Source organism: Saccharothrix sp. (genome assembly GCF_031180885.1).
GTDB lineage: Bacteria > Actinomycetota > Actinomycetes > Mycobacteriales > Pseudonocardiaceae > Actinosynnema.
On the sequence record NZ_JAPSLK010000085.1, the window covers coordinates 1 to 22,850 of the forward strand.

The following is a 22,850-nucleotide window of genomic DNA, read 5'->3' on the forward strand; positions in this document are numbered from 1 at the left end:
CCTGCCGTGCTGCGACCAGACGACCACCCACGCCCTGGTCCACGCCGGCCTCCTCCGCGCCCGCCGCGCCGTGGGCCTGTACGAGCGCACGGACGCCGAACTGACCGACGCGGGACGAGCAGCCATCACATAACCCTCGAACACACGTTCGAGATGGGTTATGCTGCACCCGAGGCCGGCACGCAAGCGAGAGGAAGCGCTTGCGCGTCGGTCTCGCCTACGTCGGGGCTGTCGGTTTCCCGTCCGGGCTGCCGGGTTGCGAGCGGGCCTCGCATCTCGCGAAACACCTCCACCGCTGGTGACCCTGGGTTAGGACTACGCCCATGACCTCCAGGGAGAGTCGACGCGGTCTGCGCCGCGGTGACCGCGGCGTGCGCGGTGGCCGTGACGGTGAAGGTGTTCACGACGGGGTTGGCCGTCACCCAGCCACGAGTGTTCGACCACGAAGACCTGTCGGCGAGGTCGGTGCAGGCGGTCCTCGGCCGGGACGGCGTGACCGGGTTGAGCGGCGAACCGAAGTGCCCGTCGGGGTTGCTGGTCGAGGAAGGCGTGACCTTCACCTGCGAGATGAACCTCAGCGGCAGGACCGCCAACGGCTCGCGCCAGGTCCGCTTCCGGGTGACCAACGCGGACGGCGGCGGTTTCGAATACACCGAACTCCTTCCACCCCGGCAGTGAACTCGGCGGCACCCGGAGAACACGAGAAAGCCCCCGTGAGCCGTGCTCACGGAGGCTTTCTCGCAGATGTGGCGGGTAGAGGATTCGAACCTCTGTAGCTTTCGCGACGGATTTACAGTCCGCTCCCATTGGCCGCTCGGGCAACCCGCCCCGCCCCCGGTCTCCCGGGTGCGGTGCAGACAATACATAACCCCGTCGCGGCCGCTCAAACCGGGGCGGTCCCGGTAGGCTTCCGGGGTTCGCAGACACGCCTACGCGGAGGTATCGGGCACCGTGGCAGACCCGTCGTTCGACGTGGTGAGCAAGGTCGACCGGCAGGAGGTCGACAACGCGCTCAACCAGGCCGCCAAGGAGCTGAGCACCAGGTTCGACTTCCGGGGCACCGGCACGTCGGTGGCCTGGGCGGGCGAGGAGGCGATCGCCTTCGAGTCCGAGACCGAGGAGCGCTGCCGGGCCGCGATCGACGTCTTCCAGGAGAAGCTGGTCAAGCGCGGCATCTCGATGAAGGCCTTCGAGGTCGGCGACCCCGCGGTCTCCGGGAAGGTGTTCAAGGTCACAGGCAAGATCGTCCAGGGCATCTCGTCGGAGAAGGCCAAGGAGATCGCCAAGAAGGTCCGCGACGAGGGCCCGAAGGGCGTCCAGGCGCAGATCCAGGGCGACCAGCTGCGCATCTCCGGCAAGAAGAAGGACCACCTGCAGGACGTCATCGCCCTGCTGAAGAGCAGCGACTTCGGGATCGCCCTCCAGTTCACCAACTACCGATGAAGGGCATCATCCTGGCGGGCGGGAGCGGCACGCGGCTGCACCCGATCACGCAGGCGGTGTCCAAGCAGCTCCTCCCGGTCTACGACAAACCGATGGTGTACTACCCGCTGTCGGTGCTGATGCTCGCGGGCATCCGGGAGGTCCTGCTCATCTCGACGCCGACCGACCTGCCGCTGTTCCGGCGGCTGCTCGGGGACGGGTCCCAGTTCGGGATCACCGTCTCCTACGCCGAGCAGGCCCACCCGAACGGGCTGGCCGAGGCGTTCGTCATCGGCGCGGACTTCGTCGGCGACGACTCGGTGTCGCTGGTCCTGGGCGACAACATCTTCTACGGCCAGGGCTTCTCCAAGCTGCTCCAGCACCACGCGGCGACGCTCGAGGGCTGCGTGCTGTTCGGCTACCCGGTCCGGGACCCCGAGCGGTACGGCGTGGGCGAGGTGGACGCGGACGGGCGGCTGGTCTCCATCGAGGAGAAGCCGGCGGTGCCCAAGTCGAACAAGGCGATCACCGGCCTGTACTTCTACGACAACGACGTGGTCGAGATCGCCCGCAACCTGACGCCGTCGGCGCGCGGCGAGTTGGAGATCACCGACGTCAACCTGGAGTACCTGCGGCGCGGCAAGGCCCACCTGGTCGACCTGGGGCGCGGGTTCGCGTGGCTGGACACCGGGACGCACGACTCGCTGCTGGAGGCGGGCCAGTTCGTGCAGGTCCTGGAGCACCGGCAGGGCGTGCGCATCGCGTGCCCGGAGGAGATCGCGCTGCGGATGGGCTTCATCACCGCGGACGAGTGCTACGCGCTGGGAGAGAAGCTCGCCAAGTCCGGCTACGGGCAGTACCTGATGACCGTGGCCCGCGAAGTCCGCTGAGCGACGGCCTCAACCGCTGACGGAAGGCTTCAGGAGCGGCGGGCGAGTTCTTCCAGGCGGCGGACGCGGTCGGCGATCGGCGGGTGGGTGGAGAACCAGCGCGCCAGCTGCTCGCCGGGCCGGAACGGTGACGCGATCATCAGGTGCGACTGCGACACCACGGCGGGTTCCGGGGCCAGCGGCGCGGCGCGGGTGCCGAGTTCGAGCTTGCGCAGCGCCGAGGCCAGGGCCAGCGGGTCGCCGGTGAGTTCCGCGCCGGACGCGTCCGCCTGGTACTCGCGGGACCGGCTGACCGCCAGCTGCACGATGCTCGCCGCGATCGGCCCGAGGACGGCGATCAGCAGCACGGCGAACGGGTTGGGCCGGTCCTCGTCATCGCCGCCGAACAGGCTCGCGAACAGCGCGAGGTTGGCCAACGCGCTCACCAAGCTGGCCAGCGCCCCGGCCACGCACGAGATGAGGATGTCCCGGTTGTAGACGTGCGACAGCTCGTGCCCGAGGACGGCGCGCAGCTCGCGCTCGTCCAGGAGTTCGAGGATGCCGGTGGTGCAGCACACCGCGGCGTTGCGCGGGTTGCGGCCGGTCGCGAACGCGTTGGGCGCGGCGGTGGGGCTGATGTAGAGGCGGGGCATGGGCTGGCGCGCGGCCATCGCCAGTTCCCGCACGATCCGGTACATCGCGGGCTGCTCGACCTCCGACACGGGCCGGGCCCGCATCGCGCGCAGCGCGAGCTTGTCGGAGTTGAAGTACGCGTAGGCGTTGACGCCCAGTGCCAGCACAACGCCGATGACCAGCGCGGTTCGCCCGAAGAACGAGCTGATCCCGACGATCAGCGCGCTCATGGCGCCCAGCAGCAACGCGGTCTTCACCCCGTTGTAGTGCTTGTGCACGGTGTTCGCCTCCGGGTGACTACGTCCTCCCTCTCAACGCTCCGGGACGTCCCGGGGTTCCGGAACCCGCTCGTCCGGGGCGTGTGGCACCGGTCTCCGGCGCGGGTTCGGCCAGGTCGTCCAGGGCGGGCGGCGGCGGCACGTGCGCGACCCACGTGCCCAGGACGTCCCGTTCGTGGACCAGTTCGGCGACCGCGCCGGCGCCGTCGAGCGTGCCGGTGCCGGGGTAGGAGAAGTCGGGGGCCCAGTGCAGGGCGTCGAACGGGCACGCCTCCACGCAGATGCCGCAGTAGAGGCACTGGCCGTAGTCGATGGCGAACCGGTCGAGGACGTTGCGGGCGCGGGGGCGGGCCGAGCCGGGCTGCTGCTCGACCTCGGTGTGCGAGTCGATGTGGATGCACCAGTCGGGGCACTCGCGGGCGCAGATCATGCAGACCGTGCAGTTGGCCTCCAGCAGCGCGATCACGCCGCGGGTGCGCGGTGGCAGGTCGGGCATCGGCGCAGGCGTCGGCGTTGCGGGCGACCCGGACGTCGACTCGGACGTCGACTCGGGCATCGGGTCAGGCATCGGTGTCACCTTCGAGGCGTCGGGGTCCCCACGACGGGTCGGGCACGCCGGGCGGGGCGGCGCGGCGGCGGCTGGGCGCGGACGTGCCGTCCTCGCCGGGTTCCAGGCGGCCGGGCCACGGCCGCACGACGCGGGAGGCCAGCACGAAGTCCTTGCGCAGCGGGTGGCCCGCGAACGACTCGGGCAGCAGCAGGTGCGGCGCGGGTTCGGACAGGGTGATGCCGAACATCTCCACCGCCTCCCGCTCGTGCCACGCGGCGCCCGCCCACAGGCCGGCCACGCTGGGCAGCGGCTCGTCGCCGACCTCCGTGCGCAGGAGGAGGCCGAGCTTGGTGTCCGGGTTCAGGACGTGCAGGTAGACGGCGTGCCTCTGGCCGGACGCGCCGGGGCGGCCGGCGTCCTCGACGCCCAGCCAGTCGAAGGCGGTGCAGCCGAGGTCGTGGGCCTGGCGGGCGGCGGCCGTCCAGTGCTCGACGGGGACGTGCGCGGTGGTCTGCCCGAACGCGGTCTTGACCGCGGCGTGGTCGATGAGCGAGGCCAGTTCGGACGACGCGGCGGTCATGACACCAACCTGTGCAGCGCGGCGAGGCCTTCGAGCAGCGCCTCGGGACGGGGTGGGCAGCCGGGGACGGCGACGTGCACGGGCAGGACCTGGTCGATGCCCTTGGTGACGCTGTAGGAGTCCCAGTACGGGCCGCCGGTGTTGCTGCACGCCCCGACGGACAGGACGTAACGGGGTTCCGGCATCTCCTGGTATGTGGCGATCACTGCGGGCAACATGACATCGGTGACCGTCCCGGACACGACCAGTACGTGCGCCTCGCCCGCGGCGTGCGCCACGTCCACCCCCAGCGCGGCCAGGTCGTGCGGTCGGCCGCCCTCCAGGGCCGCCATGACCTCGACGCCGCAGCAGGCGAGTCCGAGGTCGAGCACGGTGACCTTGTACTTCGTGCCCCAGTCCAGGGTGGAAACCGTCACATCGGATGAGGTTAATACGTGGGGGCCCGCCCGGCGCACGCCCGGCGGGCCCCCAACCCCCCAAAACCCCCTTGATTGCTCCCACGTGAACTCGCACCTGGTTGCGGGGAGAAGTCTCTTACGAACCGTGTATACGTGTCCAGACAATGCAACCAAGTTCTTCGGATAATTTGACCCCATAGTGCGATCAAGTTCAGTACAACTGATCGGCAGAACAGTTCGCCCCCGACCCGAGAGGCCCCGATGTCCACGTCGGCACAGCTCCTGCTCCCCGCGGGCAACCGGCTCAGCAGGCTCCTGCACACCTCACCGCTGCTGCTGGACACCACGTTCGACCAGCTCAGGACGTTGATCGCGGTGTACGAGACGAAGTCGGCGCTGCGCGCGGCGCGGGTGCTCGGGCGGGAGCAGTCCAGCGTGCAGAAGCAGATCGACACGCTGAACCGGAACTTCAAGTCGCTGTGCGGTGAACCGCTGGTCGTCAAGCAGGGCCGCGGAAAAGACGTGCTGATCACACCCACCGGCGAGGCGTTGGTGGAATTGGCGCGGTCCACAATGACCGACTGGCTGGATTCGATTCACGAGTGCCGCCGCAAGCTCGGCACGACGCTCACCGTGGGCACCACCCGGTTCATGCTCGACTCGCTGGCGAAGGCGTGGCACCACGTGGCGGACGACTTCCGCCGGCGGGACGTGGAGCTGAAGGTCGTGCACATCCGGACTCGGGACATCTGGAACAAGCTGGAGAGCAAGGAGGTCGACATCGTCTGCGGCAGCGTCGTCACGCCCGCGGGCGACGGGTCGGACTTCGCGGACTTCGACGTGATCGAGTGGCGGCGCGGTGGGCTGGCGCTGCTGACGAACATCCCGGAGCACCGGTTGGGGACCAGCGTCGGCACCGGGGAGTTGCCGAAGCTGCCGCTGGTGGTGCCGGGTGACGGCTTGATCGCCGAGTTCCTGCGCGGGTGGTTCGGGCCGGACTACCGCAACGAGCTGGACATCGCGGCGGAGATCGACGAGATCCAGTACGGGATGTCGCTGCTGCGGTCGGGCCTGGTGGAGGGCTGCATGATCGTCACGTCCGGACTGGGCGTGGTGGCCGCGAACAACGAGCTGCGCGAGGGCTCGGGCCTGCGGGTGGTGGAGCTGAAGAACGACCGGAAGCCGGTCCTGGAACGCCTGGTCGGGGTCTTCGCCCGCAAGGAGGAGCGGGCGAAGTTCCCGGCCGACCACCCGTTGAACCTGCTGTGGGCGGCGTTCCAGCGGGAGGTGTCGGACTAACCCTCGCGCTGCCGCTGAACCTGCTTGACCAGCCACTCCAAGCCACTGAGCCGGCGCGGAACCTCAGGCTTCTCGCGTTCCACCCGTTCCTCCTCCGGCGGCTGTGGCATCGGCTCTGGCCGCTGGGCGTCGAGGTCGTTCATGGCGCGCTCCCTACCTTGGTCGACAGCGAGGTGCCGTCGATCGGAGCACTCCACACGGTTCCGTCGCTAGCCCGATCAGCCCTATGGGTGACGGTTGGCCGTCTTTATGCGGCGTGCTTGGCGGAGGGTCGCGGTATCGATCTGCGTCCGCTTCGGGGTGTCCGCTGGAACGGGGAGCGGGCCCGGTTCGACAGTGGTGTCATGGGGATGTCATGGGGTCGCGTCAGGAGCACAACCATTCCCGGGGCGGGCTGAAAGAATGTGGGCCGGGAAGCAGGCCTCACACCAGGCGACCGCGAAAGTTGCGCTGGTCAGCAATGGCAAACCCCGCTGACCAGCGCCGAAGACCTCACAGCGAACCCGATCAGTCGCGCAGCTCCATCGTGCAGCACTTGGGGCCGCCGCCGGACTTGCGGAGTTCGGAGATGTCCACGAAGACCGGGTCGAAGCCGCGCTTCGCGACCTCCTCCGCCAAGTGGGTCGCCTCGACCGGCAGCACCACGTGCCGGCCGTCCGAGACCGCGTTCAGGCCCAGGCACTCCGCATCTTCCGCCGTCGCGATGACCGCGTCCGGGAACAAGCGGCGCAGTACGCGCTGGGAGCCCGGCGAGAAGGCCTCGGGGTAGTACGCGACCAAGTCCTCAGTCAGCACGAACAGGGCCACGTCCAGGTGGTAGTACCGGGGGTCGACCAGTTGCAGTGAGATCACCGGGACGCCCAAGACCTCCTGGGCCTCGGAGTGGGCCAGCGGGTCGGTGCGGAAACCCGTGCCGGCGAGGAGGTACTTGCCCGTCCAGGTGAAGTCGCCCTCGGCCTCGTTGGTGCACTCCGGCATGACCACGTTGGTGTAGCCGTTCGCCAGGAACCAGCGGCGGAAGTGGTCGGCTTCGGGGACACGCTGCTCGGCCCGGAAGCGGGAGCCGAGGACCTGGCCGTCGATGACGGTGCCGGAATTCGCCGAGAAGACCATGTCGGGCAGGCCGGGCTGGGGCTCGATCAGGTCGACCTTGTGGCCCAGGCGCTCGTAGGTGTCCTTCAACTCCGTCCACTGCTGGACAGCCAGTTCGGTGCTGATCGGCTGGGTCGGGTCCATCCACGGGTTGATGGCGTACTCCACCGTGAAGTACTCCGGCGGGCACATGAGGTACCGACGGGTGGTCGGCACGCGCACGGGGGTGGCGGGCGTGGTGACGCCCAGCACGATCGGCTCGTCGCCGGGGCCCAGGAGGGAAACCGAGGTCATGGATCGAAGGGTAAATAACCCTCAGACCAGCGAACAACGCCGCAGTATTGCGTCTTCTGGTGCAGAATGTTGCGTGTGGACTCGATTGACCAGCGGATCATTTCGTGCCTGATGGCCAACGCCCGATCCAGCTACGCGGACATCGGCAAGGAGGTCGGGCTGTCGGCCCCGGCCGTGAAACGGCGGGTCGACCGGCTCCTGGACACCGGCGTGCTGCGCGGGTTCACCGCCGTCGTGGACCCCGAGCAGCTCGGGTGGGGCACGGAGGCCTTCGTCGAGGTGCACTGCCGGGGCAACGTGACACCGGGCGACATCCAGGCCCGGCTGGAGCCGATGGCCGAGGTCATGGCCGCTTACACGGTGTCCGGCGCGGCGGACGCGATCGTCCATCTGCGGGCCGCGAACATCCACCACTTGGAGACCGCGTTGGAACGGCTGCGGGCCGTCGAGATCATCGACCGGACCGTGTCGACTGTCGTGCTCTCCCGACTGCTGGACCGACCGCCGGCCCCCTAGAGTGCCGCCATGCCAGAGGTGCTCTTGGAGCTTGTGGACCGTGTGGCCGTCATCACCGTGCACGACCCGGACCGGCGCAACGCGTTGTCCCTCGACCTGTCCGACCAACTGGTCCAGGCCGTGCGGAGCGCCGAAGATGACGCCCACGCCGTCGTGGTGACCGGCGCTCCCCCGGCGTTCTGCGCGGGCGCGGACCTGACCGCGCTCGGGGAAGCCCGGGAGGAGGGGCTGCGGCGGATCTACGCCGGGTTCCTCGCGGTCGCGGACTGCGCGCTCCCCACGATCGCGGCGGTCGGCGGCGCGGCGGTGGGGGCGGGGCTGAACCTGGCGCTGGCGTGTGACGTTCGGCTCGCAGGTCCGAAGGCGCGGTTCGACGCCCGGTTCCTCCAGCTCGGCATCCACCCCGGCGGCGGCATGACGTGGATGCTCCAGCGGCACACCGGTCCGCAGGCGGCCACCGCCATGACGCTGTTCGGGCAGGTCCTGGACGCGGACGCGGCGGTGCGGCACGGGCTGGCGTGGGAGCGGGTCGACGGCGGGCACGAGGAGTTGGTCGCGCGGGCCGTCGAGCTGGCGCGGCCGGCGGCCGAAGCTCCCCGGGACCTCGTCCGAACCATCAAGGCGACGATGCGCCGGACGGCCGCGATGGTCGAGCACAGTGAAGCCGTGGACACCGAGATCGTCCCCCAGGTCGCCTCCATCGAGACGCCGGAGTTCGCCGCCAAGCTGGCCGCGATGAAGGCCCGCATCAGCGGGCACCCCTAGAGAGCGCTGTGGACAGACCCCGCGGCATACCTGTAACTTTCGGTAACAGTTACCGTCCGGTATACGCGAAAGTGCTGCGATTACCGCGGGGTTGCCCGGCAGTGCACCACTTGGGACGGATCGTCCCGCACAGTGGTACGGCGGAAACCGGCCCGAGCACGGGCACGACTACCCTCGATGGAGGGGGAGGGGCGACTTTGCCCCTAGCGGGCGTGAAGAGAGGGATCGGCGTAGGACATGACTACCGACGTTGGTAACGGCGCCGCGCCGGGTGGCTCCCCGGAGAAGACCGGCACGGAGAAGACCGGCACGGTCCGCAAGCTCGACCGGGTCGTCATCCGGTTCGCGGGCGACTCCGGTGACGGCATGCAGCTCACCGGTGACCGGTTCACCTCGGAAGCCGCCGCGTTCGGCAACGACCTCGCGACACTGCCGAACTTCCCGGCGGAGATCCGGGCGCCACAGGGCACGCTCCCGGGCGTGTCCAGCTTCCAGCTGCACTTCGCGGACTACGACATCCTCACGCCCGGCGACCGGCCCGACGTCCTGGTCGCGATGAACCCGGCCGCGCTCAAGGCCAACATCGGCGACCTGCCCCGCGGCGGCACGCTGATCGTCAACACCGACGAGTTCACCAAGCGCAACCTGGTCAAGGTCGGCTACGACAAGGACCCCCTGGAGGACAACTCCCTGGAGGGCTACCAGGTCCACAAAGTGGCGATGGCCACGCTGACCATCGGCGCGCTGGAGAACACCGGGCTGGGCAAGAAGGACGCCGAGCGGGCGAAGAACATGTTCGCCCTGGGCCTGCTGTCCTGGATGTACCACCGGCCGACCGAGGGCACCGAGCGGTTCCTGCGCGAGAAGTTCGCCAAGAAGCCCGACATCGCCGAGGCCAACGTGCTGGCGTTCCGGGCGGGCTGGAACTACGGCGAGACCACCGAGTCCTTCGCGGTCACCTACGAGGTCGCCCCGGCCAAGCTCAACCGGGGCACCTACCGGCAGATCACCGGCAACACCGCGCTCGCGTACGGCGTCGTGGCCGCCGGGCAGCAGGCGAAGCTGCCGGTCGTGCTGGGCACCTACCCGATCACCCCGGCCTCGGACATCCTGCACGAGCTGTCCAAGCACAAGAACTTCGGCATCACCACGCTGCAGGCCGAGGACGAGATCGCCGGCATCGGCGCGGCCCTGGGCGCCTCCTACGGCGGCGCGCTGGGCATCACCTCCACGTCCGGCCCGGGTGTGGCGCTGAAGTCCGAGACCATCGGCCTGGCCGTGATGACCGAGCTGCCGCTGGTGATCATCGACGTGCAGCGCGGCGGCCCGTCGACCGGTCTGCCGACCAAGACCGAGCAGGCCGACCTGCTCCAGGCGATGTTCGGCCGCAACGGCGAGTCGCCGGTGCCGGTCATCGCGCCCCAGTCCCCCGCGGACTGCTTCGACGCCGCCCTGGACGCGGTCCGGATCGCGCTGAAGTACCGCACCCCGGTGCTGCTGCTGTCCGACGGCGCGATCGCCAACGGCTCCGAGCCGTGGCTGATCCCGGACGTCGCCGACCTGCCGGACCTGTCGGTCGAGTTCGCCACCGCGCCCAACGGCCCGGACGGCGAGTTCTGGCCGTACCTGCGCGACCCGGAGACGCTGGCCCGCCCGTGGGCCGTGCCCGGCACGCCGGGTCTCCAGCACCGCATCGGCGGTCTGGAGAAGTCCGACGGCACCGGCAACATCTCCTACGACCCGGCCAACCACGACAAGATGGTGCGGCTGCGGCAGCAGAAGGTGGACGGCATCGAGGTGCCGGACGTGGTGGTCGACGACCCGTCCGGCGAGGCCCGGGTGCTGGTCGTGGGCTGGGGCTCGTCCTACGGCCCGATCGGCGCGGCGGCCCGCCGGGTGCGCAAGCTCGGGCTGCCCGTCGCGCACGCCCACCTGCGCCACCTCAACCCGTTCCCGAAGAACCTGGGTGACGTGCTGGCGCGCTACGACAAGGTCGTCGTGCCGGAGATGAACCTCGGCCAGCTCGCGCTGCTGCTGCGCGCCAAGTACCTGGTCGACGCCATCAGCTACACCAAGGTGCAGGGCCTGCCGTTCAAGGCCGAGGAGCTTCAGGACGTGCTGGCCGACGTGATCAAGGGAGTGTCCGAATGACCGCGATTGACCTGGGTCTTCCGGGCTTGGGGGGTCTCGACGGGGTTCCGACGTCGGACGAGCCGCAGAAGGCCAAGGACTACAAGTCGGACCAGGAGGTCCGCTGGTGCCCCGGCTGCGGCGACTACGTCGTGCTCAACGCCGTGCAGTCGTTCCTGCCCACGCTCGGCCTCAAGCGCGAGAACATCGTGTTCATCTCCGGGATCGGCTGCTCGTCGCGGTTCCCGTACTACATGAACACCTACGGCATGCACTCGATCCACGGCCGCGCGCCGGCGATCGCGACCGGCTTGGCCGTGGCCCGGCCGGACCTGTCGGTGTGGGTGGTGACCGGTGACGGCGACGCGCTGTCCATCGGCGGCAACCACCTGATCCACACGCTGCGCCGCAACGTCAACCTGAAGATCCTGCTGTTCAACAACCGGATCTACGGCCTGACCAAGGGCCAGTACTCGCCCACCTCCGAGGAGGGCAAGGTCACCAAGTCCACCCCGTACGGGTCGCTGGACCACCCGTTCAACCCGGTGTCGCTGGCGCTGGGCGCGGAGGCGTCGTTCGTGGGCCGGGCGGTGGACTCGGACCGGGCCGGGCTGACCGAGGTGCTGCGGCAGGCCGCCGAGCACCGCGGGTCGGCGCTGGTGGAGATCTACCAGAACTGCCCGATCTTCAACGACGGCGCGTTCGACGTGCTCAAGGACGCCGACGAGGCGTCCCGGCGGATCATCAACGTGGTCGACGGGCAGCCGATCGTGTTCGGTGGCGGCGAGTACGCCGTGGTGCGGGACGGCTTCGGCCTGACCGTGGCCAAGACGGCCGACGTCGAGGAGTCCGACATCGTCGTGCACGACGCCTCGGACCTGAACCTGTCGTTCGCCCTGTCCCGCCTGTCCACCCAGGACTTGCAGCACACCGTGACCGGCGTGTTCCGCAACGTCGCCCGCGCCACGTACGACGACGCGGCTCGCGCGCAGGTCGCGGAGGCGCAGGCCGCCAAGCCCGCCGACCTGGGCGCACTGCTGCGCGGCAAGGACACCTGGACCGTCGCCTAGGACTGCTGAGACACGGAAGGGCCCCTGCTCCGCCTCCCGGAGCAGGGGCCCTTCACGCGTTCCCTCCCCGGGGACGTCTACGGGGCCGGGCGGAAGCCAGCCTTCTCCGCGTCGGAGATGGTGCGGAACCACACGTCGGCGCGGGTCTCGGAGAAGTTGGCCGACTCGGTGGTGAAGTAGCGGCGGCCGGTGAGGGTGGCCTTGACCTGGAAGTCCGGGGCCGGGGCCTTGCCGTCGGACTTGGGCAGCACCGAGCCCGGACCGAACGGCGAGCGCGGGTTGAAGCCCTCCGGCTGCTGGTAGCGGGTGGTGGTGTTGGCCGGACGGCCGCCGGTGCTCGGGCTGAACCCGACCGGGCGCGGGCGGACCGGACGCGCCGGCGGCGGTGGGTTGATCGGCTGCGCGGGTGCGGGCGGCGGCGGGGGCGGCGGGGTGGTGCGGGAGCCGGCCGGGCGGACCGGGCGCTGCGGCAGGCCGCCGTTGCTGCCGGGCTCCAGGAGTTCGGGCGCGAGCTTGGGCACGAACGGCTGGTCGTTGCCGGGGGCGGCGGGCTTGGGCTTCGGCGGGGCCGGCGGCTCGTCCACGATCTCGTCCTCGGGGGTGAGGACGGGCTCGAACAGGGAGCGCGGACGAGCAGGCTCCTTGGTGGGCTGCGGCTCGGGCCGGGGCTCGGGCCGGGGCTCGGACTGCGGTTCCGGCCGGGCTTCGGGACGAGCTTCGGTCCGGGGTTCGGGGGCCGCTTCGGGCTGGAAGCGGGGGACGAACGGTTCCTCGGGCGCGGTCTCCGCCCGGGGCTCGACCGGCTCGGGCCGGGTCGGGGCACCGGGCAGGGCGTGCGCCTCGTCGTGGGCCTCGGGGCGAGGCTCGGGACGGGACTCGGGGCGCGCCTCGTGGCGGGGCTCGGGCGCGGATTCCGGCTGGCGCTCGAGGCGGGGCGCGGGCTCGGGGCGGCTCGGCTCGGGGGTCGGGGTGTGCGCGGCGGGGGTGTGCGCGGCGGGGGTGTGCGCGGCGATGTCGCGGGCGTCGAGGATCGTCGTCGCGTCGGGGGTGAACAGCTCGGCCGCGGGCGGCCCGGGGCGTTCGGGCTTGGGCAGGTCGGGGCGCACCGGCTCGGGGGTCGGCAGTTCCGCGCGGATGACCGGGTACTCGCCGGTCAGGTCGCGGTCCGGCCACACCTGCTGCGGCTCCGCGAGCCGGGACTGCTCGGCGACGGGCTCCTCGAACCGGGGCTCTTCGGCGCGGGACTCCTCGACGCGAGGCTCGTCGAAACGGGACTCCTCGGGACGGGTCTCCTCGAAGCGAGGCTCGTCGCGGGCGTCCTCGTTGCGGGCGTCGACCTCGGCGATCGCCTGGGCCAGGGCCGTGGCCGGGATCAGGGTGGTCTGCTCGGCGGGCCGCTCCGGCTCGTCCTCCTGCTCGGGGCCCTCTGCCGGGTCCTCGTCCTCGCCGTAGACGACCGGCTCCGGGGGCTCCTCCCGCCACACCTCGCGCGGCTGGAAGGCCTCGACCTCCGGCGGCGCGGTCGGCTCGGGCTGCCGCGGCACGGCCACCTCCGCCACCGGCTGCGCGGGCGGCAGGTGGTGGGTCTCCTCGGCGGGCAGCGAGGGCGGCTCGTCCGCATCCGCGGCGGACGACGTCGTGGTCACCGGCTCGGCGCTGGGGGACAGCCGCTCGAACAGGCTGCGTGGCCGGTCGTCCTCGTACTCGGGGAAGTCGTGCTGCTCCTCGAAGTCGGACAGCGGGCGGTGCTCGTCGTCCAGTTCCTCCAGCAGCCGGTCGCGCTCGTCGAGCTTCATGTTGGCGACGTCGTAGTGCGGCGGGTCGTCGTCCCGGAGGAGGTCCTCGACCGGGGAGGACGACCGGTGCCAGTCGTCGAACTCGTCGCGCGCCGGCTCGGCGGGGGCGGGCAGGGGTGCCGCGACCGGGGCGACGGGACGCGGGGACGCGCCCACCAGGCGCTCCTCCAGGTCCTGCACCTCCCTCTTCGCGGGCCGGACCAGCACCAGCCAGGTCAGCGCGACGCCTGCCACGAACGACAGCAGGCTCCACAGCCACACCTGTCCGAAGAGCGAACTCACGCCGGAACCCTCCCACTGCCCAGTCCTGACACTCCCCGACACGCTCCGCTGCCAGGCCTTCACCCGGTAGTGGAAGCGGTGCAAAACTACCCTGACCGCGAGGTCCGGCGCGTCCGACCACGCGGCCCTGCGCCCATAGTGGAACAGTAGCCCGTTCGGAGCAACTGACCAGGCAAAACGGCTCGCGTAGAGTGGCCCGTGTGCCGCCCTTGACGAACTCCACCGCCACTTCGGCAGATGTTCACCAGAGCAACAAGGGTATCGCTCTCGGAGCCGGCGCTTACGTCATCTGGGGCATGTTCCCCGCCTTCTGGCCGCTGCTCGCCCCGGCCGACTCGGACGAGATCCTGGCCCACCGGATCGCGTGGTCGCTGGCGGTCATGGCACTGCTGACCGCGGTGCTCGGCCGGTGGTCGAGCCTGCGCGCCCTGTCCGCCCGCGGCTGGCTCATGGTGGCCGCCGCGTCCGCGCTGATCGCGGTCAACTGGGGCGTCTACATCTACGCGGTCAACAGCGGGCACGTCGTGGAGGCGGCCCTGGGGTACTTCATCAACCCGCTGGTCAGCGTCGTGCTCGGGGTGCTGGTGCTGCGCGAGCGGCTGCGCGGGCTCCAGTACCTGGCGCTGGGCATCGCGGCGACGGCGGTGGTCGTGCTGGCCGTGGACTACGGGCGGCTGCCGTGGATCTCGCTGGTGCTGGCCTGCTCGTTCGGCGTGTACGGGCTGATCAAGAAGACCGTGCCGCTGGACGCCACCTCCAGCCTGACCGCGGAGAGCATGGTGCTCGGGCCGGTCGCCGTGGGCTACCTGCTGTGGCTGGGCGGTGCGGGCACGTTCCACGACCACGGCTGGGGCCACGCCCTGCTGCTCGCGGCCTCGGGCCTGGTGACCGCGGTGCCGTTGATGATGTTCGGCGCGGGCGCGCGGCGGGTGCCGTTGACGACGATGGGCATGCTCCAGTACCTCGCCCCGATCCTGCAGTTCGCGTGGGGCGTGTTCGTGGTGCACGAGCCCATGCCGGCGTCCCGCTGGTTCGGGTTCGGCCTGGTCTGGGCGGCGCTGGCGGTGTTCACGGCGGACGCACTGCGCTCCCGCCGCCGCTCCCGACTCCTGGTGGCCCCGATCGAGTGAGATGACTCAGTGGGTGCGGGTGACCACGTACTCGCTTACCGACTCCAACGCATCCCGAGCCACACCCGACGGCAGGTCCTTCAACGTCGCCCGCGCCCGCGCCGCGTAGTCGTCCAGCGTCGCCCGAGCCCGAGCCAACCCCGAAGACGACCGCAACAACTCCAAGGCCTCCTCGACCTCGGCGTCATCCGACAGCGGCTCAGCCAACAGGGCAGCCAACCGCGACTCGGGCTCGTCGGCCAGCGCGTACAGCATGGGCAGCGTCTTCACGCCCTCGCGCAAGTCGGTCCCCGGCGTCTTCCCCGACTCCGACGACGGCGACGCGATGTCGATGACGTCGTCCGAGATCTGGAACGCCGCCCCGATGATCTCCCCGTACTGCCGCAGCGCCTCGACCTGCGCCGGCGTCGTGTCCGAGAACATCGCACCGAACCGGGCCGCCGTCGCGATGAGCGAACCCGTCTTCTCCGCGATCGTGGTCAGGTAGTGCGCGATCGGGTCCTCCCCGTCCCGCGGCCCCATGGTCTCGCGCATCTGCCCGGTGACCAGCTCGGAGAACGTCTCCGCGATGATCCGCGCCGCCCGCGTGCCCAGGTCCGCGACCAGCGCGGACGCGTGGGCGAACAGGTAGTCGCCGGTCAGGATGGCGATGGAGTTGTCCCACTTCGCGTTGGCCGAGGCCGCGCCGCGGCGCATGGTGGCCTCGTCCATCACGTCGTCGTGGTACAGGGTCGCCAGGTGGGTCAGCTCGACCACGGCCGCCGCCTTGATGACGGCCTCCCGGTCCCAGGTCGACCCGAACTGGGCGGACAGGATGGTGAACAGCGGGCGGATGCGCTTCCCGCCCGCGTCCACCAAGTGGAGCGACGTCTCCATCACCGGGTGGAACTCGCTCTGCACGACCTTGTGCAGCAGCTCCTCCACCTCGGTGAGCCCCGCCTGAACCACCTCCGCGAGCACGGGGTCCGCAAACCGGAACCCCGTCCCCGCCCGCTCGCTACTGGTCACACCTGAAGCCTACGTACCACTTGAAGACGAATCCGCCGGCACCCGCCCTATCTAGAAGATGAACCCGCCGGCACCCGCCCAATCGAGCGCGAACGAGGGCCACACCCCCAGCACCAGCGTGATCGCCGCACCCATGGTGATGGCGATGGTGGTCATCGCGCCGGGCACGCTGACGGTCGGGCCGTCGGCCGCCGGCTCGCTGAAGTACATCAGCACGATGACCCGCAGGTAGAAGAACGCGGCCACCGCGGACGCCACCAGCGCGACCACCACCAGCGGCGCCATGCCGCTCTCCAGCGCCGCCGCGAACACCACGAACTTGCCGATGAAACCGCTGGTCAGCGGGATGCCGGCCAGCGCCAGCAGCAGGAACGTGAACACCGCCGCGGTCACCGGGGACCGCTTGGCCAGACCCGCCCACTGGGACAGGTGGGTGGCCTCGCCGTCCGCGTTGCGCACCAGCGACACCACGCCGAACGCGGCGATCGTGGTGAAGCCGTAGGCCATCAGGTAGAACATCGTCCCCGACAGGCCCTCCTGCGACAGCGAGATCGACCCGACGAGCAGGAAGCCCGCGTGCGCCACCGACGAGTAGGCGATCATGCGCTTCACGTCGGTCTGGGTGAGGCCGAGCACCGCGCCGATCACCATCGAGGCGATGGCCACCGCCCACAGGACGCCGTTCCACTCCCAGCTCGACCGCTCGAACGCCACGAACAGCACCCGCAGGATGCCGCCGAACGCGGCGACCTTCGTGCAGGCCGCCATGAACGCGGTGACCGGCGTCGGGGAGCCCTGGTAGACGTCCGGGGTCCACGCGTGGAACGGGCCGACCGAGGCCTTGAACAGCAGGCCCACCACCAGCAGGCCGAAGCCCGCGTACAGCAGCGTGTCGGACCGGTCGGTGCCGGAGGTGGCGGCGGCGATGTCGGCCAGCTTCACCGAGCCCGCGTAGCCGTAGAGCAGGGCCACGCCGTACAGGAAGAACGCCGACGCGAACGCGCCGAGCAGGAAGTACTTCACCGCGGCCTCCTGCGACAGCAGGCGGCGACGGCGGGCCAGGCCGCACATCAGGTACAGCGGCAGGGACAGCACTTCCAGCGCGATGAACATCGTCAGCAGGTCGTTCGCCGCGACGAACACCATCATCCCGCCGAGCGCGAACAGCGTGAGCGGGAACACCTCGGTCTGCATGCCGAACCGGTTGGCCTGCGCCCGGTCCTGCTTGGTGCCGGGCAGCACGGACGCCTCGGCCACGAACGCGCCGCCGGGCTCGACCGACCGGTCGGCGATGAGCAGCACCGAGCCGAACCCGAGGACGAGCAGGGTGGCCCACAGGAAGATCACCGGCTTGTCGACGGCGACCGTGCCCGCGAGGGTCACCTTGCCCTGGGGCAGGGCGTCGTTGGCGTAGGCGATGAGCGAGGCGCCCGCGGCGGCCAGGGTGAGCAGAGTCAGCACGACCTGGGTGCTCCACCGCTGGGCCTTGGGCAGGAACGCCTCCACCAGCACGCTGAGGCACGCCGCGCCGAGCACGACGAGGATCGGCGCGACCGCGAGGTAGTCGATCTCCGGGGCCGTCAACCGCTGGGCCTGGGCGAGGAGGTCCGTCACGTCACTTGCCTTCCTGCGCGACCGGGTCGGTCACGCCGACCTCGCTGAGCGTCGCCCCGACGGACGGGGTGATCACGTCCAACACCGGCTGCGGGTAGAACCCGAGCACCAGGATCAGCGCGACCAGCGGCGCGAGCACCGCCAGTTCCCGCTTGTTCAGGTCCGGCACCGAAGCCCGCTCCGGGTCCAGCGCCGCGCCCGGCCCGCCGACCGCGTCCACCAGCGCCGTGCCGCGCACCGGACCCTGGAACACCCGCTGGTACAGCCACAGGATGTACAGGGCGGCCAGCACCATGCCGATGGCGGCCAGGACGGTGAACACCGGCTGGTTCGGGAACGACCCGATGAGCACCAGGAACTCGCTGACGAACGAGTTGGTGCCGGGCAGCGCCAGAGACGAGAGACCCGCGACGAAGAACAGGCCGCCCAGCACCGGGGTCAGCTTGGCCATGCCGCCGTAGTCCTGGATGAGGCGCGACCCGCCGCGGGCCATCACCATGCCCACGACCAGGAACAACATGCCGGTCGAGATGCCGTGGTTGACCATGTACAGCACCGCGCCCGCGCCGGCCTGCGAGCTGAACGCGAAGATGCCCAGCGCGATGAAGCCGAAGTGCGCGATGGACGTGTAGGCGACGAACCGCTTCATGTCGGTCTGGCCGACCGCCAGCAGCGACCCGTACAGCACGCCCGCCACGGCGAGCACCAGCACCAGCGGCGCGAGTTCCTGGCTGGCCAGCGGGAACAGCGGCAGGCAGTAGCGCAGGAACCCGAACGTGCCGATCTTGTCCAGGATGCCGACCAGCAGCACGCCCGCCCCGACCGGGGCCTCGGCACCGGCGTCGGGCAGCCAGGTGTGCAGCGGCACCAGCGGCGCCTTGATCGCGAAGGCGATGAAGAAGCCGAGGAACAGCCAGATCTGCGTGGACAGCGGCAGGTCCTTGGTGACCGTGACCAGGGTGGCCCAGTCGAACGTGCCGGAACCCAGCTTGTCCCGCGCGGCCACGTACACGCCGATCACGGAGGCCAGCATGACCAGGCCGCCGAGCAGCGAGTACAGGAAGAACTTCATCGCCGCGTACTGCCGGTTCGGCCCGCCGAAGCGGCCGATCAGGAAGTACATGGGGACCAGCACGGCCTCGAAGAACACGTAGAACACGAACACGTCGGTGGCCGCGAAGACACCGACCATGCCGGTCTCCATGGCCAGCAGCAGGGCGAAGAACCCGCCCGCGCTGCGGCCCTCGGGCAGCTTGTCCGCCCAGGACCCGCCGATCACGACCGGCACCAGGAAGGCGATCAGGGCGATCATCACCAGGGCGATGCCGTCCACGCCGAAGGACAGGTGGATGCCGAACGCCGGGATCCACTCCACCGAGCTGGTCAGCTGGAGGCGGTCGCCGGCCGGGTCGTAGGCGACCCACGCCAGCACCGCGATCACCAGCTCGGCCAGCGCGAAGGCGAGCGCCACGAGCTTCGCGGTCCGGTCGTTGCCCCGCAGGAAGGCCACCACGAGGCTGCCCGCGAGGGGCAGCAGGAGCAGCGCGATCAGCGTCCAGCTCACGAGAACCTCACCATCAGCAGCGCGCCCAGGACGAAGATCGCACCCAGGAGCATGGAGAGCGCGTACGAGCGCACGAACCCGGTCTGCAAGCGGCGCAGCCGGCCCGAGCTACCGCCCAGCAGCGCGGCCGAGCCGTTGACCAGCCCGTCCACGCCCTTGTTGTCGACGAACACCAGCGCGCGGGTCAGCCAGGTGCCCGGCCGCGCGAACAGCGCCTCGTTGAGCGCGTTGCCGTACAGGTCGTTGCGCGCGGCGCGGACCACGAACGACACCCGCTCGGGCCGCTCGACCGGCTGGGCCCGGCGGCCGAAGAACAGCCACGCGACCAGCACGCCCAGCGCGGACAGGCCCAGCACCAGGAAGTTGACCACGTTGTGGTCCAGCACGCCGTGCTGCTCCTGCAACTCGCCCAGCGACGGCGAGAGCCAGTTCGCGAGGTTGTTGCCGGAGGCGAAGAACGCGCCCGCGCCGACCGAGCCGACGGCCAGCAGGATCATCGGGACGGTCATGGTCAGGCCGGACTCGTGCGGGTGGTACGCGCGGCCGTCCTCGCTCTTCAGGTCCTCCCAGCGCGGCTTGCCCAGGAACACCAGGAACAGCAGGCGGGTCATGTAGAACGCGGTGATGCCCGCGCCCAGCGCCGCCGCGCCGCCGAACACCCAGCCGCGCCAGCCGTGCTCGCTGAACGCCGCCGCGATGATGGCGTCCTTGGAGAAGTAGCCGGACAGGAACGGGAAGCCGATCAGCGCGAGGTAGCCCAGCGTCCAGGTGACGAACGTGACGGGCATCTTGCGCCACAGCCCGCCCATGCGGCGGATGTTGCCCTCGTCGTTCATGCCGTGCATGACCGAACCGGCGCCGAGGAACAGGCCGGCCTTGAAGAAGCCGTGCGTGAGCAGGTGCATGATGCCCAGCGCGTAGCCGACCGGACCGAGGCCGACCGCCAGGATCATGTAGCCGATCTGGCTGACCGTCGAGTACGCGAGGACCTTCTTGAAGTCGTCGTACGCGCAGCCGATGACGCACCCGATGATCAACGTGACCGCGCCGATGATCATCACGACCAGGCGGCCGTCGGCGGAGGCGTTGTAGATCGGGTTCGCGCGGGCGATCAGGTAGACGCCCGCGGTGACCATCGTCGCCGCGTGGATCAGCGCCGACACCGGGGTGGGGCCGGCCATGGCGTCCGGGAGCCACGCCTGGAGGGGGAACTGGCCGGACTTGCCGCACGCGCCCAGGAGCAGCAGCAGCGTCACCGCGGTGACCTCCGCCGCGGACAGCTCGCCGACGCGGGCGAACACGTCGGCGTACTGGGTGGTGCCCAGCTCCTTGAACAGGATGAAGATCGCGATCGCGAGACCCAGGTCGCCGACCCGGTTCATCAGGAACGCCTTCTTCGCGGCGCTGGCCGCCTCCGGCTTGTACTGGTACCAGCCGATCAGCAGGTAGGAGGCCAGACCCACGCCCTCCCAGCCGAAGTACAGGGTCACGAAGCCGTCGCCCAGCACCAGCAGCAGCATCGCGGCGACGAAGAGGTTCAGGTAGGCGAAGAACTTCCGCCGACCGGCCTCGTGCGCCATGTAGCCGATCGAGTAGATGTGGATCAGCGACCCGACACCGGTGATCAGCAGGACGAACGTCAGCGAGAGCGGGTCGAGCCGCAGCCCGAACTCGACGTTCAGCGCGTTGACCGGCACCCAGTCGAACAGGTGCAGCTCGCTGGTGCGCTCGCCGGTCTGCCCGATGGTCTCGAAGAACAGCGCCACGCCGTACGCGAACGCGCCGAGCACGGTCGCGCAGCCCAGCAGGTGGCCCCACTTGTCGGTGCGCCGCCCGCCGATCAGCAGGACGGTCGCGCCGAAGGCGGGCAGCGCGAGCAACAACCAGGCGAGACTGCCGATCCCGCTGGCGGCAACAGGTTCCGTCACCGGTGACCTCTCAGTACTTCAGCAGGTTGGAGTCGTCGACCGAGGCCGAGCGACGCGTCTTGAAGATCGCCATGATGATCGTCAGGCCGACCACGACCTCCGCCGCGGCCACGACCATCACGAAGAACGCCATCACCTGGCCGTCGAGCCCGCCGTTGATGCGGGCGAACGTGACCAGGCTGAGGTTCACCGCGTTGAGCATCAGCTCGATGCACATGAACACGACGATGGCGTTGCGCCGCACCAGCACGCCCACCGCGCCGAGGCTGAACAGCAGGGCGGACAGCAGCAGGTAGTAGGTGGGGGTCACGACTGGTCTCCCTTGAGCGCGTGCGCGTCGGGCTGGTGCGCCGTGCCGGAGACCTCCGCGACGTCGTCCTCCAGCCGTTCCTTCGCCGTCGTGTCGATCAGCTCGGACAGCGACTCCTTCGCGACCGAGCCGTCGGGCAGCAGCGCGGGCGTGGCGACCGAGTTGGCCGTGGCGAACACGCCGGGACCGGGCAGCGAACCCACCCGGTCGCCGCGGAAGCGCTCCTCGACCAGTTCCTTCTGGGTCTTCTTCGTGTCCTTGGACTTGGCGGTGAAGGCCAGCACCATCGCGCCGACCGCCGCCGTGATCAGCAGCGCGGAGGTCAGCTCGAACGGGAACAGGTAGTCGGTGAACAGCTCCTGGCCGAGGTTGGCGACGTTGCCGCCGTTCTGCGTGTTCTGCTGCGCGAGGCCGATCGCGTCGACGTCGGTCAGCGCGCGGGCCAGGGAGCCGACCACGAGGCCGGCGAACCCGATGCCGAGCACGGCCGCCGCGAGCCGCTGGCCGCGCAGCACCTCCACCACCGAGTCGGAGCTGTCCCGGCCGACCAGCATCAGCACGAACAGGAACAGCATCATGATCGCGCCGGTGTAGACGATGATCTGCACGAAGCCCAGGAAGGGCGCCTGCTGGACCATGTAGAGCACGCCGAGGCTGAGCATGGTGAGCACCAGCCACAGCGCGGAGTGCACGGCGTTGCGGGCGAACAGCATGCCCAGCGCGCCGGCCAGGGCCAGGGGTCCGAGGATCCAGAACGCGACCGCCTCGCCGGTGGTGACGGTGTCCACCACGCGCTCGACGGTGTCCGGCTGGAGCAGGAGGTTCACCGGCCCTCCTGCTTCGCCTTGATGTCCGCCTCGGCCTGCAGGCGCGGGCCGTTGACGTAGTAGTCCTGCTCGGTCTCGCCCAGCCGCATCGGGTGCGGCGGCTGCTCCATGCCGGGCAGCAGCGGGGCGAGCAGGTCCTCCTTGGTGAAGATCAGCTTCTGCCGGTCGTCGTCGGCCAGCTCGTACTCGTTGGTCATGGTGAGCGAGCGGGTCGGGCACGCCTCGATGCACAGGCCGCAGCCGATGCAGCGCAGGTAGTTGATCTGGTAGTCCTTGCCGTAGCGCTCACCGGGCGAGTAGCGCTCGTCCTCGGTGTTGTCGCCGCCCTCGACGAAGATCGCGTCCGCCGGGCAGGCCCACGCGCACAGCTCGCAGCCGACGCACTTCTCCAGCCCGTCCGGGTGCCGGTTGAGCTGGTGGCGGCCGTGGAACCGCGGCGCGGTGACCTTCTTGACCTCGGGGTACTCCTCGGTGACGACCTTCTTGAACATCGTC

At 70.1% G+C, this 22,850-nt stretch carries 23 protein-coding genes and 1 tRNA gene; 9 read left to right on the forward strand and 15 right to left on the reverse strand.

Annotated elements, in window-relative coordinates; genetic code table 11:
• Positions 1 to 360 precede the first annotated feature (360 nt).
• A complete protein-coding gene (locus tag RIN75_RS41530; RefSeq protein ID WP_309117609.1) occupies positions 361 to 678 on the forward strand; it encodes a DUF4333 domain-containing protein in 318 nt (105 codons plus the stop codon).
• A 69-nt stretch (positions 679 to 747) separates the two neighbouring features.
• Here RIN75_RS41530 and RIN75_RS41535 read toward each other — a convergent pair.
• A tRNA-Tyr gene (locus RIN75_RS41535) sits at positions 748 to 828 on the reverse strand.
• 123 nt (positions 829 to 951) lie between these two features.
• Here RIN75_RS41535 and RIN75_RS41540 point away from each other — a divergent pair.
• Complete coding sequence (locus RIN75_RS41540) at positions 952 to 1,443, forward strand: YajQ family cyclic di-GMP-binding protein (RefSeq protein WP_309117610.1); 492 nt, start codon at positions 952 to 954, stop codon at positions 1,441 to 1,443.
• A complete protein-coding gene (gene rfbA, locus RIN75_RS41545) occupies positions 1,440 to 2,312 on the forward strand; it encodes a glucose-1-phosphate thymidylyltransferase RfbA (RefSeq protein ID WP_309117611.1) in 873 nt (290 codons plus the stop codon). The genes RIN75_RS41540 and rfbA overlap by 4 nt, the downstream gene beginning before the upstream one ends.
• A 29-nt stretch (positions 2,313 to 2,341) precedes the next feature.
• Here rfbA and htpX read toward each other — a convergent pair whose 3' ends face one another.
• From htpX to RIN75_RS41565, 4 genes are read right to left on the reverse strand one after another with little or no spacing between them, the layout of a single operon-like run.
• Positions 2,342 to 3,202, reverse strand: coding sequence for a zinc metalloprotease HtpX (gene htpX / locus RIN75_RS41550; RefSeq protein ID WP_309117612.1), 861 nt, complete (start codon positions 3,200 to 3,202; stop codon positions 2,342 to 2,344).
• Between the two features lie 19 nt (positions 3,203 to 3,221).
• Entirely contained in the window at positions 3,222 to 3,770 is a 549-nt protein-coding gene (locus RIN75_RS41555; RefSeq protein ID WP_309117613.1) for a 4Fe-4S binding protein, read from the reverse strand.
• On the reverse strand, positions 3,763 to 4,332 hold the full coding sequence (locus RIN75_RS41560) for an NADH-quinone oxidoreductase subunit C (RefSeq protein ID WP_309117614.1): 570 nt from the start codon (positions 4,330 to 4,332) through the stop codon (positions 3,763 to 3,765). Before RIN75_RS41560 ends, RIN75_RS41555 begins: the two co-directional genes overlap by 8 nt.
• Complete coding sequence (locus tag RIN75_RS41565) at positions 4,329 to 4,748, reverse strand: NADH-quinone oxidoreductase subunit NuoB (RefSeq protein ID WP_309117615.1); 420 nt, start codon at positions 4,746 to 4,748, stop codon at positions 4,329 to 4,331. Before RIN75_RS41565 ends, RIN75_RS41560 begins: the two co-directional genes overlap by 4 nt.
• Before the next feature lie 243 nt (positions 4,749 to 4,991).
• Here RIN75_RS41565 and RIN75_RS41570 point away from each other — a divergent pair, with 243 nt between their 5' ends.
• The gene (locus RIN75_RS41570; RefSeq protein WP_309117616.1) at positions 4,992 to 6,029 is read left to right on the forward strand and encodes a LysR family transcriptional regulator; all 1,038 of its coding nucleotides are present in this window, start codon (positions 4,992 to 4,994) and stop codon (positions 6,027 to 6,029) included.
• Here the strand turns inward: RIN75_RS41570 and RIN75_RS41575 are convergent.
• The gene (locus RIN75_RS41575; RefSeq protein WP_309117617.1) at positions 6,026 to 6,172 is read right to left on the reverse strand and encodes a hypothetical protein; all 147 of its coding nucleotides are present in this window, start codon (positions 6,170 to 6,172) and stop codon (positions 6,026 to 6,028) included. The two genes, RIN75_RS41570 and RIN75_RS41575, sit on opposite strands and share 4 nt — an antisense overlap.
• Before the next feature lie 364 nt (positions 6,173 to 6,536).
• Positions 6,537 to 7,415 (reverse strand): dimethylargininase, encoded by an 879-nt coding sequence (ddaH, locus tag RIN75_RS41580; protein WP_375296095.1) that lies wholly within the window; start codon positions 7,413 to 7,415, stop codon positions 6,537 to 6,539.
• 75 nt (positions 7,416 to 7,490) lie between these two features.
• On the opposite strand from ddaH, the gene RIN75_RS41585 reads away from it, so the two are divergent.
• The 4 genes from RIN75_RS41585 (at position 7,491) to RIN75_RS41600 (ending at position 11,896) form a co-directional block, all read left to right on the forward strand.
• Positions 7,491 to 7,931: an Lrp/AsnC family transcriptional regulator gene (locus RIN75_RS41585; protein WP_121224781.1), complete on the forward strand. Its 441-nt coding sequence runs from the start codon at positions 7,491 to 7,493 to the stop codon at positions 7,929 to 7,931.
• A gap of 9 nt (positions 7,932 to 7,940) precedes the next feature.
• Entirely contained in the window at positions 7,941 to 8,696 is a 756-nt protein-coding gene (locus tag RIN75_RS41590) for an enoyl-CoA hydratase (protein WP_309117618.1), read from the forward strand.
• A gap of 237 nt (positions 8,697 to 8,933) precedes the next feature.
• Entirely contained in the window at positions 8,934 to 10,847 is a 1,914-nt protein-coding gene (locus tag RIN75_RS41595; RefSeq protein ID WP_309117619.1) for a 2-oxoacid:acceptor oxidoreductase subunit alpha, read from the forward strand.
• Entirely contained in the window at positions 10,844 to 11,896 is a 1,053-nt protein-coding gene (locus RIN75_RS41600) for a 2-oxoacid:ferredoxin oxidoreductase subunit beta (RefSeq protein ID WP_309117620.1), read from the forward strand. Before RIN75_RS41595 ends, RIN75_RS41600 begins: the two co-directional genes overlap by 4 nt.
• 77 nt (positions 11,897 to 11,973) lie before the next feature.
• Here the strand turns inward: RIN75_RS41600 and RIN75_RS41605 are convergent, their stop codons facing one another.
• Positions 11,974 to 13,974 (reverse strand): hypothetical protein, encoded by a 2,001-nt coding sequence (locus RIN75_RS41605; RefSeq protein WP_309117621.1) that lies wholly within the window; start codon positions 13,972 to 13,974, stop codon positions 11,974 to 11,976.
• Positions 13,975 to 14,174: 200 nt separating this feature from the next.
• On the opposite strand from RIN75_RS41605, the gene rarD reads away from it, so the two are divergent.
• Entirely contained in the window at positions 14,175 to 15,104 is a 930-nt protein-coding gene (gene rarD / locus RIN75_RS41610; RefSeq protein WP_309117622.1) for an EamA family transporter RarD, read from the forward strand.
• Positions 15,105 to 15,110: 6 nt separating this feature from the next.
• Here rarD and RIN75_RS41615 read toward each other — a convergent pair whose 3' ends face one another.
• The 7 genes from RIN75_RS41615 to nuoI form a co-directional block, all read right to left on the reverse strand.
• Positions 15,111 to 16,112 (reverse strand): polyprenyl synthetase family protein, encoded by a 1,002-nt coding sequence (locus tag RIN75_RS41615; RefSeq protein WP_375296096.1) that lies wholly within the window; start codon positions 16,110 to 16,112, stop codon positions 15,111 to 15,113.
• A 51-nt stretch (positions 16,113 to 16,163) separates the two neighbouring features.
• On the reverse strand, positions 16,164 to 17,726 hold the full coding sequence (gene nuoN, locus RIN75_RS41620) for an NADH-quinone oxidoreductase subunit NuoN (RefSeq protein ID WP_309117623.1): 1,563 nt from the start codon (positions 17,724 to 17,726) through the stop codon (positions 16,164 to 16,166).
• Between the two features lies 1 nt (position 17,727).
• The gene (locus tag RIN75_RS41625) at positions 17,728 to 19,290 is read right to left on the reverse strand and encodes an NADH-quinone oxidoreductase subunit M (RefSeq protein WP_309117624.1); all 1,563 of its coding nucleotides are present in this window, start codon (positions 19,288 to 19,290) and stop codon (positions 17,728 to 17,730) included.
• Positions 19,287 to 21,218, reverse strand: coding sequence for an NADH-quinone oxidoreductase subunit L (gene nuoL, locus RIN75_RS41630; protein WP_309117625.1), 1,932 nt, complete (start codon positions 21,216 to 21,218; stop codon positions 19,287 to 19,289). Before nuoL ends, RIN75_RS41625 begins: the two co-directional genes overlap by 4 nt.
• A gap of 10 nt (positions 21,219 to 21,228) precedes the next feature.
• Positions 21,229 to 21,528: an NADH-quinone oxidoreductase subunit NuoK gene (gene nuoK, locus RIN75_RS41635; RefSeq protein WP_309117626.1), complete on the reverse strand. Its 300-nt coding sequence runs from the start codon at positions 21,526 to 21,528 to the stop codon at positions 21,229 to 21,231.
• The gene (locus RIN75_RS41640; RefSeq protein ID WP_309117627.1) at positions 21,525 to 22,355 is read right to left on the reverse strand and encodes an NADH-quinone oxidoreductase subunit J; all 831 of its coding nucleotides are present in this window, start codon (positions 22,353 to 22,355) and stop codon (positions 21,525 to 21,527) included. The genes nuoK and RIN75_RS41640 overlap by 4 nt, the downstream gene beginning before the upstream one ends.
• Positions 22,352 to 22,850 (reverse strand): NADH-quinone oxidoreductase subunit NuoI (gene nuoI, locus RIN75_RS41645; RefSeq protein WP_375296097.1); only part of this gene is annotated, 499 nt, incomplete at its 5' end. The genes RIN75_RS41640 and nuoI, both read right to left, overlap by 4 nt.